Source organism: Amycolatopsis sp. 505, from assembly GCF_031625235.1.
Classification (GTDB): Bacteria; Actinomycetota; Actinomycetes; order Mycobacteriales; family Pseudonocardiaceae; genus Amycolatopsis.
In genome coordinates this window covers 176,164-192,859 of sequence record NZ_JACKQP010000005.1, presented here as the reverse complement: position 1 = coordinate 192,859, position 16,696 = coordinate 176,164, and the positions used below count along the sequence as shown (strand labels likewise).

Sequence of the window (16,696 nt, the reverse complement as noted above, 5' to 3'; positions counted from 1 at the left end):
ATCCGCTCACCCGGCATGTGCGAACCACCACTGGGGCATGATGGTCGGCGTGCACGCCGCCGAGACCACCGCGACCCCGTGACCGGGGGCTACCTGAAGGGCCGGATCCGCCGCGAAGACATCATCACGGCGGCGGCCGCGGCGTACGGCGAGCTCGGCTACCACGGCTCGTCGCTGCGGGAGATCGCCAAGCGCGTCGGGATCTCGCACGCCGGCCTCCTCTACTACTTCCCCACCAAGGAGGCCCTGCTCGCCGCGGTGCTCGAACGCCGGGACGCCGACGATTCCGAGCGCGAGCAGCTCACCGTGCCGCCCGGGCTCGAGGTCCTGCGCCACTTCGTCGCGCTCGCCGAGCACAACGTCCGCCACCCCGGGATCGTCGACCTCTACTCGCGGCTCGCCGCCGAAGCGGTCGCCCCGGACCACCCGGCGCACGAGTACTTCGTGCGCCACTACCGGGCCGCCCGCGACGGCGTCCACGAGTCGTTCGAGGCCCTCGCCGCCCGCGGTGAGCTGCGGGACGGCGTCGAGCCCGGACTGGCGGCACTGACCTTCATCGCCCTGATGGACGGCCTGCAGGTGCAGTGGCTGACCGTGCCCGGCGACGTCGACCTGGTCGGCTCGCTGCGCTTCTACCTGCAGAATCTGCTCACCGTCCCGCTCTAGAGGGTCTTCGCGTACGGGTCCCACCCCGCCGGCAGCAGCGGCGGGACCTCGATGGTGCTCTCGACCTCCACGCTCTGCCCGCGCGTCATGGATTCGTCGATGGCCAGCATCGCGTCGAGCACGTGGTAGGCCAGCTCGCCGGACGCGCGTTCCGGCACGCCCGCCCGGATGGCCCGGGCCAGTTCCAGCGCGCCGGTGCCGCGCGAAGCCGCGTGTCCGTGCGGCGCCAGCTCTTCCGGCTCGTCCCGGTCGAGCAGGTGCAGCCGGGTGGGCTCGTCGAACCGGTTGGGGTCCGGCAGCACGGCCGTGCCCAACGTGCCGGTCAGCTCGGCCAACGCGGGCCGCTTGAGCGCCGAGTCGAAGCTCAGGACCAGCTGCGCGGAGGCGCTCTCGAACTCGACGAGCGCGGTGACCGTCGTCGGCACCAGCACCGGGAACTCGGTACCGGCCCGCGGCCCGGATCCGACGACCCGGGTGTCCCGCGCCCGCCCGCCGGCCCCGGTGACGCGCCGGATCGGGCCGAGCAGGTGCACCAGCATCGTGAGGTAGTACGGGCCCATGTCGAGCAGCGGGCCGCCGCCGGGCTGGAAGTAGAACTCCGGCGCCGGGTGCCACAGCTCCGGCCCCGGCACCTGGAACAGCGCGAGTGCGGTGAGGGGACGGCCGATCCGGCCCGCGTCGACGGCGTGGCGCGCGGTCTGCAGCGCGGCGCCGAGCACGGTGTCGGGCGCGCTCGCCACGCGCAGGTTCTTCTCCCGCGCGCGATCGAGGAGCTTGCGGCCGGTCTGGCGGTCCAGCGCCAGGGGTTTCTCCGTCCACACGTGCTTGCCCGCTTCGAGCGCGGCGAGCCCGACCTCGACGTGCGCGGCCGGGACGGTCAGGTTGACGACCAGCTCGACGTCCGGGTCGGCCAGCAGTTCCGCCACCGTGCCCGCGCGCGGCACGCCGTGTTCGGCCGCGCGCGCCGCCGCTCGGGCGGTGTCGAGGTCGGCGACCCGCACCACGCGGACGTCCGGGAAGGCGGTGAGGTTTTCGAGGTAGGTGCCGCTGATGACGCCGGTGCCGATGATCCCGACACCGACCGGCCCGCCGGTCACCGGTCCGCGCCGCTCAGGAAGGCGTGGCTGGCCGCGATGGCCTCGAAGAGGTCGCCGTCGAAGGCGTCGAACTCGACCACGCGCAGCGCGTCCGGCGCGGCGGCGAGCACGTCGGCGACCGGCACCCGGCCCTGGCCGGCCGGGACCTGGCCGGTGGCGTCGGTGGCGAGGCCGCCGTCCTTGACGTGGATGGCCCGCACCCGGTCGCCGAGGCGCCGCAGCAGGGCGGCCGCGTCCTCGCCTCCCGCGGTGGCCCAGTAGGTGTCGACCTCGAGGGCGACCGCCGGGTCGAGCTGCTCGGCGAACACCTCGAAGGCGCTGCGGCCGTCGATCCGGGATTCCAGTTCCCACCAGTGGTTGTGGTAGCCGACGGCCACGCCGTGCTCGGCCGCGAGCTTCGCGGCGGCGTTGAGCCCCTCCGCCGTGGCCGCGATGTCAGCGGGTTCCTGCCACCGCTCGGCCGGCACGAAGGGGTCGATCACCAGGCCGATGCCCAGCTCGGCCGCGGCGGCGAAGACGGCGTGCTGGTCGGCGCCGAGCAGTTGTGCGTGAGCGGTCGGGGCGGTCAGGCCGTTGGCGGGCAGCCCGGCGCGCAGGACCTCGGCGTTTTCGAGGACGCCGTACGGCTCCACCTGTGTGAAGCCGATCGCGGCGAGCCGCCGCAGGGTGTCGGCGGGATCGGCCGCGAACGCGTCTCGGACCGAATACAGCTGCACGGAAGGCTCGCTCATCACCGGCTCCTCCACTTCCTCGTGGCGGCCGTCCGCCACGGCTCCTCAATTTCTACCACCTGGTCAAAATTGCCACCAGGGGCTGTCAGCCGGACGGCCGCGTGCGGCGGCTCACGCCGGACGGGGTTTTGGCAAGCGGCCGATGGGGCAGTTACGCCAAGAGCAGGAAGCCAGGTCGATCCCGGGAGGTGCCGGCACGTGGACAGGGCAGGGGACGAAAGGGACACCGCGGCCGCCGTCGGGCGCCCGTCGGCGGCCCGTCGCGACCTGACGGACCTGTCCGAAGCCGCGCGCGACCTCGACCGGCGGATCGAGCAGCACCTCGAGCGGCTGCGCCGCGAACGCGCCCAGCGCGCCGCGGACATCCCCGGCCAGCGGCTCCGCCCGAGCGGCTGAGAGAGCCACCTCGGGTTCACCGCGCGGACGCGACCTACTACGCTGGGTGGCCCAACGCCGCACGCCGCGCCGCACACACGCCGCACATCACAGTCCTGCGAGGTCGCCATGTCCGACACGCCATCCGCGCTGTCCCCGAGCCAGACGCCGGTCGGCGTCGACCCGGCCCGGCCGAGCATCGCGCGGATCTACGACGGGTTCCTCGGCGGCAACAACTTCTACGAAGTCGACCGCGTGGTGATGGAGAAGATCCGTGCGGCGGTCCCGGAAGCGGTGGACATCGCCCGCGGCAACCGCGGGTTCCACAACCGCGCGCTGCGGATGCTGGCCGGCCAGACGAAGATCAGCCAGTTCGTCGACTGCGGCTCCGGGCTGCCGACGGCCGAGAACACCCACCAGATCGTCCAGCGCATCGACAAGGACAACACGGTCGTCTACGTCGACAACGACCCGGTGGTCCTCGCCCACGGCCGCGCGCTGCTCGTCGAGAACGACTTCACGCACATGGTCGAGGCGGACATCTTCCAGCCGCAGGAAGTGCTGGGCCACAAGGAAGTCCTGGCGCACGTCGACTTCTCCGAGCCGGTCGCCTGCTGCAGGTGGGCACGATGCACCACTACGAGGGCGACGGCGTCTTCGACATCATGCGCGAGTACATCGACGCGCTGGCACCCGGCTCGTACGTGGTGCTGTCGCACTTCTTCGACCCCGAAGTGCCGGAGCTGACCGAGATCGCCAAGCGGATCGAGCAGATCCTCGTGCAGGGCCCGCTCGGCGCCGGCCGCTTCCGCACCCGCGCGGAGATCGAAGCGATGCTGGCCGGCCTCGAGATCGTCCAGCCGAACGCGACGTCCGGGCCGGGCATGGCGGTCTGCGACGAGTGGTGGCCGGACGGCCCCCGGCTCACGCCGCTGAGCGACTCGGCCAAGTGCGTCGCCGGGATCGTCGGCTACAAGCGGTAGCGCCTCACCCCTCCTCGGCCGGCTCTTCGGCCGGGGCCGCCTCGCCGCGCACCCACTTCAGCTTGACCTCGAACTGGCCTTGCAGCCCGGTCCGCGCGATCACGGCCCCGGCCTGGGCGTCCAGCTTGACGCCGAACTTGAGCTCGACCTCGTCCGGGCCCAGGTCGCGGAACTGCGCCAGCGCGGCGGACGCGGCCGCGCGGACCTCGCTCAGCGCGTGCTCGAAGGTCGTGGTCGCCTTGCGGAGCACCCCCGACGGCACCGACGCCTGTTCCAGGCCTGGTTCCCCTTCGACCTCGACGACGACCGAACCGCCGTCGTCCAGCGGGAACCGCACGAACTCCTGCACCGGATCTCCTTCTCCGTAAGGGACTAGCACGGCAGGTCGAGCCACTGGTCCTGGCCGATGCCCTGGCGCACCTGCTCGAGCTTGTCGAGCAGGAAGGGCAACCGGTCGGGACGGGCCAGGTACTCCAGCACCGCCTGGTAGAACGCGCTGGTCATCGCCGAGGGCATCAGGTCCGACGCGTCGAAGCACAGGTCGCCGTCGCCGGCGAGGGTCGCCGCGATCCGCCGGCTCACCTCGCTGCGGTAGACGTCCGGCCCGGCCAGGTGCTGGTGCACCGAGAACGTCGTCCCGCCGGACGGCCAGATCCGCTGGCCCTCCGCCCCGGCCAGGTAGGCCATGAGCCGGCGCGCCGCCGGGGTGTCGCGGAACATCCCGGCGAGATCCGCCGAGACCTCGGACGGGCCGGCGCCGCCGGAACCCGGGAACGGGAAGAACCGGAAGTCCCGGTCGGGGACCGGCGGCCCGCTCGCGCGCCGGATCGCGGTGTACCCGCCGATCGCGAACGAGCCGAGGTGTTCCAGCGCGCACCCGGGCGGGTCGGCGAACATCGCGCGGCCGGCGTCGGCGAACGACGTCAGCAGCGCCGCCGTGCTGCCGCCGCGGACCGCGCCCGGCGCGAGGACCAGCGTGCCCCAGCTGCGCCAGGCGTCCACCATCGCCGCGTCGGTCCAGGGCAGCCGGCCCGCGGTCCAGCTGCGGTAGACGTCCGGTCCGGCGCGGTGCAGCAGGATGTCCTCCAGCCAGTCCGTGCCGGGGAACCCGGAGTTCGGCGGGGCGCCCATGCCGAGGCACCACGGCCGCTGCCCGGCCGCGGCCAGCCGCTGGGACGCGGTGACGAGTTCGTCCCATGTGGACGGTATCGGCCCGGGGAACGACTTCGGCGTGTACCAGACGATGCTCTTCAGGTCGGCCTTCACCACGACCGCGTACACGGCGTTCTCGCCGAGCTGCTGCAGTTTCCGCCACTGCGGGCTGTACGCCGCGGCCGCCTCCGCACCGAGGACGGCGTCCAGGGGCTTCACGTCCCCGGAGCGCACGTACCCGGCGAGTTCGGCCGGGTTGGACAGCACCGCCACGTCGGGCGGGGTGCCCTGCTGCAGGTCGCCGCGCAGGACCTGGTTCTGCGCGCGGGTGCCCTGGTAGTCCACCGGGATCCCGGTCGCCTGGGTGAACCCGTCGAGCACCTGCCGGAACGCCTTCTGCTCGTCGCCGGTCCACGGCCCCAGCACCGTCACCGGCTCCGGGCCGCTCCCGGCGGAACACCCGGACAGCAGCAGGACGACGGCCAGCACCAGAGCGGCGCAGCGCTTCACGACGCCCTCCTCGCGCGGAACCGGTATTCGTCGAGCCGGGGTTGCAGGCCGCCGGCCGCCAGGACCCCGATCCCGGCGGCCAGCACGGGAATCCCGTAGCCGAGCACCCCCGTCCAGCCCGGTTCGGTGAGCCCCGGCCCGAGCAGCGCGGCTTCGTCGACCTCGTCCGGCGGCGCGACCGCGGCGCCGGGCGGGGTGGTCGTCGTGGCGGCCAGCGCGGCCACGGTGTCGCCGCACGCGGCCGCCCCGCCCGGCCCGCACTGGGCGACCACCACCCGGACGAGCGCCGCCCGGGCCCCGGCGGCCGCCGCCGTGGTGCCGGCGGACTGCGCGTCCACGGTCCGTTCCAGCGCGGCCCCGCTGTCCCGCGCGTCCGACTGGACGCCCAGCAGCAGCGCGGTTCCCGCGCCCAGCACCACGCACGCCGCCGTGGCCGCCAGCAAGGCGGTGTTCACCGTGCGCCGGAACCGCCGGGCGAGGAACCGCTGGGCCCACCCGAGCGTGCCGAGCAGGACGACCAGCGGCAGCGCCCACAGCAGCGTGATCGCCGGGTCCAGCCATTCGGTGTCCAGCTGGTGGTCGAGCGCGGCCCGCTGGGCGGCTTCGAGCGTGTCGAGCCGCGCGAGGATGCCGTTCTCCGGTGCGGTCAGCAGATCGGACGCCGACAGCAGGTCGCTCGCGGCGAGCGGGCCACCGCCGTCCTGCCGGTAGTGGGCGTCGGCCTGGCCGATGACGCTGTTGTAGGCCGGCAGCAGTCCTTCGATCAGCCGGAGCGTCTGGCTGCCCTGGTCCCCGGCCGCGTTGTGCTCGGCGACCCGGGCGAGCTGCTGGCTGGCCAGGGCGATCCCGTCCTCGTACTGCTCGCTGGGCCCGGTGAGCTGCACCTGGTTGCGTTCGAAGGCCGACATCGCGGCGCGGTGCGCGGCCACGAGCGCCCCCTTGGCGAGCGACACTTCGAGCACCGCGGGCGCGGTCCGCTCCCGCACCTCGGCGAGGCTGGCCCGCACGCCGAGGAAGGTCGCCAGCGCCGTCCCCAGCACCAGGACGCTGCCGGCGACGAGCCCGAGCCGCAGCCACCACAGGGTCTGCCGGGTGGTGCTGATCGCGGTCACGAGGGCGCTCCCGCCTCGAACGGTTCGCCGCAGTGCCCGCACCGCTTCGCCGTCGGCCGCGCTTTATGTCCACAGTAGACGCATTCGCGCGGGGCACCGACGGCTTCGGGCGCGGCGGCGACGGGTTCCGCCGCGCCGGTGTAGGTGGAGATCGTCGATCCGAGCACCAGGGAAAAGCCGTCCCGTGGGCGCACGCCGTCCTTGATCGCGACCGTGCCGTCGTCGCGCACGTCGATCAACCGGCCCAGGCGCTTGAGGATCTCCGCGTTGCCCAGCTCGGTCGCCAGCCGGACCGCGGCGCCCCATTCGCGGGCCGCCTCCACCCGGTCGTCGCGCTCGAAGGCGTCCCAGCCCGCCCGGACCGCGCGGCCCAGCTCGGCCTGGCCGGTGACGCGGGCGACGTTGTCGTCCGGCACGCTGGACAGCGCGAGGTCGTCGGTCAGGTAGCCGACGACGGCCTGTTGTTCGCCGACCGCCCGGTCCGCGCCGGCGAAGAGGGTGACCGTGCCCAGCAACCGGTCTTCGTACCGCGTCAGCTCCCCCGTCTCGACGTCGAGGCAGACGTGGTACTCGCGCAGCTCGTCGCCCCACGCGCCCGTCGGCAGCTCGATCGCGTTCCCCTCTCGGGGATGGCACTGCGCGGTGAGTTCGACCTCGGTCGGGAACACCTGCTTGACGAACCGCAACCGGCTGTAGGGCATCGTGGTCAGCCGCAGCCGGACGTCCGGCACGGTCCGGCCCATCGCCCGCTCGACCAGGCGCCGGAAGTCCCCGGCGAGTTCGGCGTCCTCCAGGACGGCGTCCGCGCTGCCGCGCAGGACCGACGCGATGCGCTGCAGGTCCCGCGGTTCCCAGTCGTCGCCGATGCCCCGGGCGTCGCAGGCGAACTGACCCCGGCAGCGGTCGAGCGCGGCGTCGAGGGCCCCCGCGCGGTCGGACTCGTTCTTGCCGTCGGTGAGCAGCACCGCGTGCCGGATGGCGGCCGGGGTCTTCGCGAACAGGTCCCGGGCCAGGTCCAGCCACGTGCTCATCGCCGTACCGCCGCCGGCGATGAGTTCGGACGCCGCCGCCTTCGCCTCGTGGCGGGTCCGCTCGTCCGCCACCGCCAGTGGCGGCTCGGCCGGGTAGACGAGCCGGGCGCGTCCGGTGCATTCGACGACCCCGAACAGCACGCCGTCCCGCAGCGAGCCGACGGCCGCCCGGCAGGCGTGCCGCGCGGCCTCGATCTTCGTCGGCGGCCAGTCCATCGAGCTGGAACAGTCCACCAGCAGCAGTTCGGCGGTCACCGGCGGCCCGGCCGCGGGGACGCCGGCCTCGCCCACCCGCACGGTGAGCACGACGTCCATCCGGTCGTCGCTCGGCGCCAGGTACTTGTTCTGGCTCAGCTGGAGGGTGAACGACGGGTCGGGCATCGGGTCACCTTCTCGTCTTCGGCCGGACGGAGTTCGCGAGATCGACCAGGACGCCGTGTTCGTTCCGGTCGCGCGCCCGCTCGGCGAGCCGGCGCAGGGACTGCTCGAGCAGCGACCGCAGACCGCGTTCGGTGACGCGCTCGCCGAGGAGCGCGCCGCCGTTCCAGCCCTCGCCGCCGTCGCCATCACGGTCGCCGAGCCCGGCCAGTGCGGCCTCGCGGACCAGCGCCTCCAGCCGGTCCTGGGCCTCCCGGTCGAGGTAGAGCTCGGGCAGCCGCCGGGCCGCGTCGGCGAAGTCCTCCCGGCCCGGCGGCCCGGACGGCAGGCGCCCGGCCCGGATCCGCACGGCGGCGATCCGCGCGGCGTCGTAGTGGCGCGAGATCGGCGGCACGGCGTCGAGCAGGGCGACCGCGGTGTCGCGGCCGTGGGTGCGCAGGGCGCAGCGGGCCAGGCCGAAGGCGGCGCTGACCTGGCCGTGGTCGCGGTGCCACACCGAGCGGTAGCAGCGCTCGGCCTGCTCGGTGTCGCGGCGCAGCTCGGCGCAGAACCCCAGCGCCAGCTTCGGGGCGATCTCGCCGGGCCAGCTGCGGTGCACCCGGTCGAACGCGGCCGCCGCCTGCTCGGCGTCGTCGCGGGCCAGCGCGAGCAGGCCGTGGTGCCAGGCCGCCCGCCAGTCGCGGGCGGCCTCGGCGCCGAGCAGCTGTTCGGCTTGGGACAGCGCCGCGGCCGCGGCGTCGGAATCCCCCAGCGCGACCTGCGCGCGCGTCCGGGCGAACGCGATTTCGGCCGAGGGCTCACCGAACATCGCGAGCTTGCCCAGCCAGCGGTGCGGCCCCGGCGCGCCCGCGATGGCGATGAACTCGGCCGCGGCGTCTTCGGGGGCGACCCGCGGGATCGGCAGCCGGCCGGCCCCGTCCGCGGCGCTCGGCAGGCCGAGGTCCAGCGGGCCGTCACCGCCTTCGCCGCCGGCCCAGTGGTCGAGACCGGGCACCGCACCGAGGCCGTCGTCGAGCAGTTCCGCGGTGTCCTCGAACAGCGCCGACGGGACCGGCCGCGGCCGTTCGTCGCGCAGCGAAAGGATTTCCCGGCGCACGCCGTCGAGCTGTTCGGCCATTTCCGCCGCCGTGGTGAACCGCCGCTCGAACGGCGCGACGGCCCGTTCGAGCACCCGGTGCAGCGAGTCCAGGCCGCCGGCGACCCGGTCCGGGTCGACGTCTTCGCTCGCGGCTTCGAGCAGCACCTGCAGCGTCCGGCCCACGGTGTGCAGGTCCGAGCGGATGGTCAGGCCGTGCCGCGCGAGTTCGTGCGCCGGCGCCTGGAACCCTTCGGTGCCGACGCTCGGCCCGGCCGGGTCGTCGAGCGCGCGGGCCGCGCCGAGGTCGATGACCTTGACCCGCTTGTCGCCGTGGATCACGTTCTCCGGCTTCATGTCGCAGTAGAGCAGGCCTTCGCCGTGGAGGTAGTCCAGCGCGCCGAGGATCGCCCGGCCGTAGACGATCACGTGCTCCACCCGCGGCGGCGGCCCCTGCTTGAGCAGGTCCCGCAGCGACCGCCCGCCGACGTACTCCATCACCAGGTAGGTGTCCGATTCGCCGCCACCGGGCGGGGTGTGCTCGACGAAGTCGCTGATCCGCACGATGTTCGGGTGGTCGAGCCGGACCAGCACGTCGCGTTCGACCCGCGCCATCGCCTTCAGCACGGCGTTGCCGCTGTTGATCACGCCCTTGAGCGCGACGTGCTGGCCGGCCAGCGCGGAGTCGGCGGCCAGGTACACCCAGCCGAGCCCGCCCCGGGCGAAGCAGCCGAGGACGTCGTAGCGGTCGCCGACCCGCTCGCCGCGGTTCAGCTTGGGCAGGAAGGAAAAGCGCTCGCCGCAGTTTTCGCAGTACCCCTCGGCGAACGCGGGTTCGCCGGCGTACGCCCGGCCGACGGCTTCCCCGCAGTGCCCGCAGAACCGGTGCTGCTCGGGGTATTCCGGGTCGGCGAGGACGAGCTTCTCCGGGTCCGGCACCTCGATCGCGGGCAGCGACTGGAAGTCCGCCTCGCCACTCCACAGCTCGACACTGCGGCGGGTGCTTTCCGGGGCCGGCACCGACGTCGGCGGCGGCTCGGCCGGCACCCGGCGGCGGCCGCACACCTCGCAGAACCCGATCGGGCCGACCGGACGGCCGTGGCACCACGCGGTTTCGGTCGTCACGCGCCCTCCAGCCGGCGGCGGACCGCCCGTACGTACCGTTCGACCAGCCCGGCGGCGGCTTCCGGCTCGCCGGGCCGCAGGGTCAGCGCCGCCATGGCCGGCCGGTACAGCTCGGCCAGTTCCTCGTCCTCCATCAGGCCCGCGTCGGTCGCCTTGGCGTTGTAGCCGCGCAGCCGTCCGTGCAGTTCGTCGTGCCGGGCGGCCAGCGCGTCGAGCTCGGCGTACAACCGGACCAGCGCCCACCGGGCCGCTTCCGCGTCGCGTTCGGTCGCCGCCAGCGCCCGCCGCACCCGGCCCGGCTCGATCCGCTCGCCCGCCGAGCGCAGCGCCGCCAGCCGCAGCCGCAGATCCGCGGAGCTGCCGGGCACCGCCGTGCGCGCACCGATCCGGGCGGCTCGCTCCCGCGTGCGGTCCTCCTCGTGCTCCACCATCTCGACCAGCAGCGCCAGCCGATCCAGGCGCCGCGCGTTGCGCTCGTTCTCCCAGCGCCGGGCCAGGCGCACGCCGGGTGAGTCGGGGCCGCTGAACTGGACCAGCACGGTGGCGCCCTTGTCGACCAGCGGCCGCACCACGTCGGTGAGCACCTCCTCCGGCGCCCGCGCGTCTTCGACGCCGGTCACCGCCACCGCGACGTCCTCGGGGTTGGTCTCCAGCACGGTGAGCACCTCGCCGGTGCTGATCCCGGCGCTGACGTGCTCGGCCACCTCACCGGTGGTCTTGCCGGTCGCGTCCACGATCGCGGCGAGCCGCTCGCCGGAGATCCGGGAGCCCCGGCGCTCGCGCCGCACCTGCGCCAGGAAACCGTCCCGGACGGCGGAGTCGCGATCCCCGATGACGACGATCAGCGGACCGGCCGACGGCCTCGGCGGCTCGCCCACCCACCGGGCGACGTCGGGCACGTGCCGGACGATCACCTCGACCGGGATCAGGTAGGCGAGCCCCGCGCGTTCGTCGGTGTATTCGGTGACCACCATGCCGAGCACCGCACCGGTGGCCTTGTCGATCACGCCGGCGCCGCTGAACCCGCGCCGCACGCGCTCGCCGGGCAGCGGCGAGTTGAGCTGGATCCACTCCCCGGCGGCGCCGGCCGGGCCGGCCAGCTGGGCGTTGTTCACCCAGACGCCGTAGCGGTGCGGCGCCGGAAAGCCGTAGGTGTGGACCACCCGGTCACGGACCGCGCCGAGCCGGACCAAGGGGGCGCCCGGCACGTGCGGGAACGCTTCGGCGAGGTCCAGCAGCGCGATGTCGCCGCGGCCGTCCTCCGACGGCGGGACCCAGCAGCCGGGGCGCACCTCGGCGAGCGTCTCCGGCATGCCGTCCAGCCCGACGAACCGCACCAGCACGTGCGCCCCCGAAAGCGCTTCCTCCCCCGCGGCCTGCACGACGTGCGCGCAGGTGAGCACCGTGGATTCGCCCAGCAGCATGCCGGCGCCCAGTGCCCGGCCCGACGAGTTCACCAAGCACACTCGCCACGGTTCCGGATCCCCCGCGCGCCCCTCGGCAGAACCGTTGTGCTCCCTCACCGGGTGCGACCTTACGACCCCGCACCGACAGTCCGGGGCGGGTTCGCCCGCTTACCCCCGCAGATCACCCGATCGGCCGCTGAACCCCGGGCGGCCGTGGAAAACTCACGAACCCGGGCCGGCGGCCGGTGCGTGATCTCAGGCGATCGTGCGCAGCCGGCGGAGGGCGAAGAACACCAGCGCGGCCGCCAGGAGCACGAAGATCCCGGTCTCGATGCCCTGGAAGAGCCAGAACCGGTCCCCCGGCTGGTACTGCAGCCAGTTGGCCGCCCCGGGGCCCGCCGAGTCGTCACCGCAGCCGCCGGGCGGGCACGGGCCGAGCTGCGCGTTCGGCAGGACGAGGTCCCCGGCCGCGTTGCGGACCCCGACGTCCATCACCCAGTTGCCGGACGCCGGGTTCGGCGTCTGCCCGCCGGTCGGCGAGAAGGTGAGGCTCTGCGCGGGCAGGTACCGCGGCCGCGCGAGGACCTCGATCGCGACGCGGACCGCCGCGAACCCGACCAGGGCGATCCCCATGGCGGGCAGGACCTTCCGCCACCGCGTCCCGGCGAAGACGCCCAGCGCCAGCGCGAACAGCGTGTACGCGATCGGGACGATCCCCTGCACGTCGAACGAAAGGTAGTTCAGCCGGCCGGTGCTCGCGCTCACCAGCGGCCGGAACCACCACGACACGCCCAGCGCGTACCCGACGGACAGCACGGTGGTCATCGCCCCGACCAGGCCGAACTTGGCCAGCGCCCACTGCAGGCGGGTCACCCCCTGCGTCCACACCAGACGGTGGGTGCCCTGCTCGACCTCGCGGGCCACCAGCGGCGCGCCGAAGAACACACCGACGAGCACCGGCAGCACCACGAACAGGACGGCGATGAACACCACGCCGCCGAACTCCTGCTGGAACTGGTGGCCGAGGCTTTCGCACCGCGAAACGGCTTCGGTCTGCGTGATCAGCGACGCGTTGCCGAGCGCGGCCCGGCAGGCACCCAGGCCGAGGCTGTCGTACTTCGCGTGCATCGCCAGGCCCGTGGGCACCATCAGCGCGCCGAGCGCGGCCAGCGCGGCGAGGGTGAACAGCGCCTGCTTGCGGTGTTGCCGCCAAACCAGCCAGATCACGCCGGCACCTCCCACGCGGACGCCGGAACGCGGGTCTCCGCCTCGGCGAGGTGCGCGAGCACCACGTCTTCCAGGGTCACTTCGTGCTCCGTCCACAGTGGATCGATCGGGCCGTCGCCCCGGCGGACCAGCATGGTCGACTGGCGTTCGGTGTGGCTCGCCCGGACCACCTCCGCGACCCCGGCGATGGATTCGCTCCCGGCCCGCGGGCCGGTGAGCGTGCAGTGGCCGGCGAGCAGCTCGTCGACCGGACCCGCCAGCCGGACGCGGGACCGCTGCAGGACGATCAGGTGGTCGCAGCTGCGTTCGAGGTCGGCGAGCAGATGCGAGGACAGCAGCACGGTGGTCTCGCTCTCGGCCACCGCACCCATCAGCGTCTGCATGAATTCGCGGCGGGCCAGGGGGTCGAGGCTGGCGATGGGCTCGTCGAGCAGCAGCAGCCGGGGGCGTTTGGCCAGCGCCAGGGCCAGGGCGACCTGGGCGCGCTGGCCACCGGAGAGCTTCCCCACCGCCTGGTGCGGCGGGATGCCGAGCATGGCCAGCCGGTCGCGGGCCAGCGCGGCGTCCCAGCGGCGGCGGTTGAGCTTGCCGCCCATGGTGACCAGCTCCGCCGCGGTGAAGTCGCGGTAGAGCGGGGTGTCCTGCGCGACGAACCCGATGTCCGTCAGAGCGGCGTGCGGTGCCCGCCCGAAGACGCGCACCTCGCCCTCGTCGGGTTTCAGCAGGCCGACGACCAGGTGCAGCAGCGTCGTCTTGCCCGCGCCGTTCGGGCCGACCAGCGCGGCGATCCGCCCGGCAGGCACCTCCAGCGCGCAATCGCGCAACGCCCAGGTGCGGCCGTAGCGCTTGCCCAGCGCCGCGGCTTCCACCGCCAGTTCCATTCCGGACTCCCTACGACAGGTCGTGCGGCACCCGGGTGCCGCGGATCGTGGTCTCGATGAGGGCGGCGATGTCGTCCGGCGACATCCCGGCGGCTTCGGCGCGTTCCAGCCAGGCCACCAGCTCGTCACGCAGCTGCCCCTGGCTGCCCAGCGACGGCCCGGCCAGGCTGCCGGTGACGAACGTGCCGACCCCCGGGCGGCCTTCGGCCAGCCCTTCCAGCACCAGCTCGCGATAGGCCTTGAGCACGGTGTTCGGGTTGATCGCCAGCGCCTCGGCCACGTCCCGCACCTTCGGCAGCTGGTCGCCGGGCCGCAGCAGGCCGACGCGCAGCGCCTGCTTCGCCTGGACGACGAGCTGCATGTACGTGGCGACCCGGGAACGGCCGTCGAGCACGAACTCGATCACCCTGCCCACCCTTCTATTGTCTTACGACATTAAGACAACACCTCCCGGCGCACGGCTGTCAAGGCATAAGGTCTCGATCGGACGCGCACACCGGCACCGGGAGGCAGGCATGTCGTTGTTGGACGAGCTCGGCAAGGCGATCGCGGGCGGAGCGGTCGAGATCGTCGACCTGACCGCTCCCCTGAGCTCGAGCACGCCGATCCTGCGGTTGCCCGAGCCGTTCGCCAACACGATCCCGTTCCGCCTGGAAGAGATCAGCCGCTACGACGAGCGCGGGCCGCGGTGGTACTGGAACGACATCCACACCGGCGAGCACACCGGCACCCACCTGGACGTCCCGGTGCACTGGGTGTCCGGAAAGGACGGTCACGACGTCTCGCGGGTGCCGCTGAAGACGCTGGTGGCGCCCGCGGTCGTGCTCGACTTCTCGGCCCGGGCGGCCGAGAACCCGGACTTCCTGCTGTCGATCGACGACGTCCGCGCGTGGACGGCGGAGCACGGGCCCCTGCCGGACGGCGGCTGGCTTCTCTACCGCACCGGCTGGGACACCCGCAGCGGCGACCAGGAGGAGTTCCTCAACGCCGACGAGACCGGCTCGCACACCCCCGGCGTCTCGCCCGAGTGCGCGCGGTGGCTCGCCGAGGAAACGCCGATCACCGGCCTCGGCGTGGAGACGGTCGGCACCGACGCGGGTCAGGCGCCCGGTCTCGAGCCGATGTTCCCCTGCCACGAACTGCTGCTGGGCGCGGGCAAGCACGGTCTGACCCAGCTGCAGAACCTCGCGACACTGCCGCCGACCGGTGTGCTGCTGCTGGTCTCCCCGCTGCCGATCGTCGGCGGCTCGGGCAGCCCGGCCCGCGTGCTGGCCCTGGTGGAGCGGTGAACATCGCCGAACTGGTCGGCCGGACCCTGGCCGGCCTCGGCGTCGGCACGGCGTTCGGGGTGGTGGGCAGCGGCAACTTCGAGGTGACGAACGCGCTGCGGGCGGGCGGCGTCCGGTTCGTCGCCGCCCGCCACGAGGGCGGCGCGGCGAGCATGGCCGACGCGTACGCCCGGATGAGCGGCGAGGTGTCGGTGCTGTCGCTACACCAGGGCTGCGGCCTGACCAACGCGGTCACCGGCATCACGGAGGCGGCCAAGAGCCGGACGCCGATGCTGGTGCTCACGGCGGACTCCGCGGGCGCGTCGGTGCTGTCGAACTTCCGCATCGACCAGGACGGCCTGGCCGCGGCGGTCGGCGCGGTGCCGGAGCGCGTGCACTCACCCGAGAGCGCGGTGGCCGACACGGTGCGGGCGGTCCGCACGGCCCGGCAGCAGCGCCGGACGGTGGTGCTGAACCTGCCCCTCGACGTCCAGGCCCAGCCGGCACCGGACTCGTCCCCGCCGCCGGTGCCGGCCGGCCCCGCCCCGGTACGGCCGGACGCCGCTGCGGTGGCGGCGCTGGCGAACCTCCTGGCGGCGGCCGAGCGCCCGGTGTTCATCGCCGGCCGCGGCGCCCGTTCGAGCGGGGACGTGCTGCGGGAGCTGGCCGCGCGGTGCGGCGCCCTGCTGGCGACGTCCGCCGTGGCGCACGGCCTGTTCCACGGCGACCCGTTCGCCTTGGGCATCTCGGGTGGTTTCGCCTCCCCGGCGGCGGCCGAGCTGATCGTGGGCGCCGACCTGGTCATCGGCTGGGGCTGCGCGCTGAACATGTGGACCACCCGCCACGGCAAGCTGCTGAGCCCGCACGCGAAGCTGGCCCAGGTCGACCTCGAGCAGGCGGCGCTCGGCGCGCACCGCCCGATCGACCTGGGCGTCGTCGGCGACGTCGGGTGCACGGCGTCGGACGTCCTCGCCCTGGCCTGTTCGAGCCCGGGCTACCGCACGGACGAGGTGGCGGCCCGGATCGCGGGGGGACGCTGGAACGACGTCGCGCACGAGGACCTCTCCGGTGACGGCCGCATCGACCCCAGGACGTTGAGCAGGCTCCTGGACGAGCTGTTGCCCGCCGAGCGGATCGTCTCGATCGACTCGGGCAATTTCATGGGCTACCCGAGCGCGTACCTGTCGGTGCCGGACGAGCAAGGGTTCTGCTTCACGCAGGCGTTCCAGAGCATCGGCTTGGGCCTGGGAACGGCCATCGGAGCGGCACTGGCCCGCCCGGACCGCCTGCCGGTCCTGGGCACCGGCGACGGCGGGTTCCACATGGCACTGTCCGAATTGGACACAGCGGTCCGCCTGGGCCTGCCACTGGTGGTGATCGTGTACAACGACGCGGCGTACGGAGCGGAGATCCACCACTTCGGCGACGCGGACATGGCGACGGTCCGCTTCCCGGATTCCGACCTGGCGGCCATCGCCCGCGGCTTCGGCTGCACGGGCATCACGGTCCGGGCGGCGGCGGACCTGTCCCCGGTGCGCGACTGGCTCGCGGGGCCGCAATCGGGTCCCCTGGTGATCGACGCCAAGATCGCCGACGACGGCGGATCCTGGTGGCTGACGGAGGCGTTCCGCCACTGACCCACCCTTGACAAGGGGCGTGGGGCGCCGGGATGCTGACCG

The 16,696-nt window shown here is 73.7% G+C and carries 15 protein-coding genes and 1 pseudogene; 5 read left to right on the top strand and 11 right to left on the bottom strand.

The window, feature by feature from the left end:
- Positions 1-78 precede the first annotated feature (78 nt).
- Entirely contained in the window at positions 79-666 is a 588-nt protein-coding gene (locus H5965_RS20015) for a TetR/AcrR family transcriptional regulator (RefSeq protein ID WP_310971554.1), read from the top strand.
- Here the strand turns inward: H5965_RS20015 and H5965_RS20010 are convergent.
- Together H5965_RS20010 and H5965_RS20005 are read right to left on the bottom strand one after the other, a co-directional pair.
- The gene (locus H5965_RS20010) at positions 663-1,763 is read right to left on the bottom strand and encodes a Gfo/Idh/MocA family oxidoreductase (protein ID WP_310971553.1); all 1,101 of its coding nucleotides are present in this window, start codon (positions 1,761-1,763) and stop codon (positions 663-665) included. The genes H5965_RS20015 and H5965_RS20010 overlap by 4 nt on opposite strands.
- Complete coding sequence (locus H5965_RS20005; RefSeq protein WP_310971552.1) at positions 1,760-2,494, bottom strand: sugar phosphate isomerase/epimerase; 735 nt, start codon at positions 2,492-2,494, stop codon at positions 1,760-1,762. The genes H5965_RS20010 and H5965_RS20005 overlap by 4 nt, the downstream gene beginning before the upstream one ends.
- A gap of 198 nt (positions 2,495-2,692) precedes the next feature.
- Between H5965_RS20005 and H5965_RS20000 the strand changes: the two genes are divergently transcribed.
- A complete protein-coding gene (locus H5965_RS20000) occupies positions 2,693-2,890 on the top strand; it encodes a hypothetical protein (RefSeq protein WP_310971551.1) in 198 nt (65 codons plus the stop codon).
- Between the two features lie 108 nt (positions 2,891-2,998).
- Positions 2,999-3,852 (top strand): annotated as a pseudogene (locus tag H5965_RS19995) (SAM-dependent methyltransferase).
- Between the two features lie 4 nt (positions 3,853-3,856).
- Here H5965_RS19995 and H5965_RS19990 read toward each other — a convergent pair.
- The 9 genes from H5965_RS19990 to H5965_RS19950 form a co-directional block, all read right to left on the bottom strand.
- Positions 3,857-4,201 carry a CU044_2847 family protein gene (locus H5965_RS19990; protein ID WP_310971550.1) on the bottom strand — a complete coding sequence of 115 codons (345 nt, stop codon included), beginning with the start codon at positions 4,199-4,201 and terminating at the stop codon, positions 3,857-3,859.
- 23 nt (positions 4,202-4,224) lie between these two features.
- Entirely contained in the window at positions 4,225-5,514 is a 1,290-nt protein-coding gene (locus tag H5965_RS19985) for an extracellular solute-binding protein (RefSeq protein ID WP_310971549.1), read from the bottom strand.
- Positions 5,511-6,626: a hypothetical protein gene (locus H5965_RS19980; protein ID WP_310971548.1), complete on the bottom strand. Its 1,116-nt coding sequence runs from the start codon at positions 6,624-6,626 to the stop codon at positions 5,511-5,513. The genes H5965_RS19985 and H5965_RS19980 overlap by 4 nt, the downstream gene beginning before the upstream one ends.
- Entirely contained in the window at positions 6,623-8,038 is a 1,416-nt protein-coding gene (locus tag H5965_RS19975; protein WP_310971547.1) for a VWA domain-containing protein, read from the bottom strand. The genes H5965_RS19980 and H5965_RS19975 overlap by 4 nt, the downstream gene beginning before the upstream one ends.
- A gap of 4 nt (positions 8,039-8,042) precedes the next feature.
- Positions 8,043-10,235 (bottom strand): tetratricopeptide repeat protein, encoded by a 2,193-nt coding sequence (locus H5965_RS19970; protein ID WP_310971546.1) that lies wholly within the window; start codon positions 10,233-10,235, stop codon positions 8,043-8,045.
- Complete coding sequence (locus tag H5965_RS19965) at positions 10,232-11,692, bottom strand: trypsin-like peptidase domain-containing protein (protein WP_310972015.1); 1,461 nt, start codon at positions 11,690-11,692, stop codon at positions 10,232-10,234. The genes H5965_RS19970 and H5965_RS19965 overlap by 4 nt, the downstream gene beginning before the upstream one ends.
- 204 nt (positions 11,693-11,896) lie before the next feature.
- Positions 11,897-12,868, bottom strand: coding sequence for a transporter (locus tag H5965_RS19960; protein ID WP_310971545.1), 972 nt, complete (start codon positions 12,866-12,868; stop codon positions 11,897-11,899).
- A complete protein-coding gene (locus tag H5965_RS19955) occupies positions 12,865-13,749 on the bottom strand; it encodes an ABC transporter ATP-binding protein (RefSeq protein WP_310971544.1) in 885 nt (294 codons plus the stop codon). The genes H5965_RS19960 and H5965_RS19955 overlap by 4 nt, the downstream gene beginning before the upstream one ends.
- Positions 13,750-13,759: 10 nt before the next feature.
- Positions 13,760-14,155, bottom strand: coding sequence for a GntR family transcriptional regulator (locus tag H5965_RS19950; RefSeq protein ID WP_310972014.1), 396 nt, complete (start codon positions 14,153-14,155; stop codon positions 13,760-13,762).
- Positions 14,156-14,264: 109 nt separating this feature from the next.
- Here H5965_RS19950 and H5965_RS19945 point away from each other — a divergent pair, with 109 nt between their 5' ends.
- Together H5965_RS19945 and H5965_RS19940 are read left to right on the top strand one after the other, a co-directional pair.
- Entirely contained in the window at positions 14,265-15,038 is a 774-nt protein-coding gene (locus H5965_RS19945; protein ID WP_310971543.1) for a cyclase family protein, read from the top strand.
- The gene (locus H5965_RS19940; protein WP_310971542.1) at positions 15,035-16,654 is read left to right on the top strand and encodes a thiamine pyrophosphate-binding protein; all 1,620 of its coding nucleotides are present in this window, start codon (positions 15,035-15,037) and stop codon (positions 16,652-16,654) included. Before H5965_RS19945 ends, H5965_RS19940 begins: the two co-directional genes overlap by 4 nt.
- Positions 16,655-16,696: the final 42 nt, after the last annotated feature.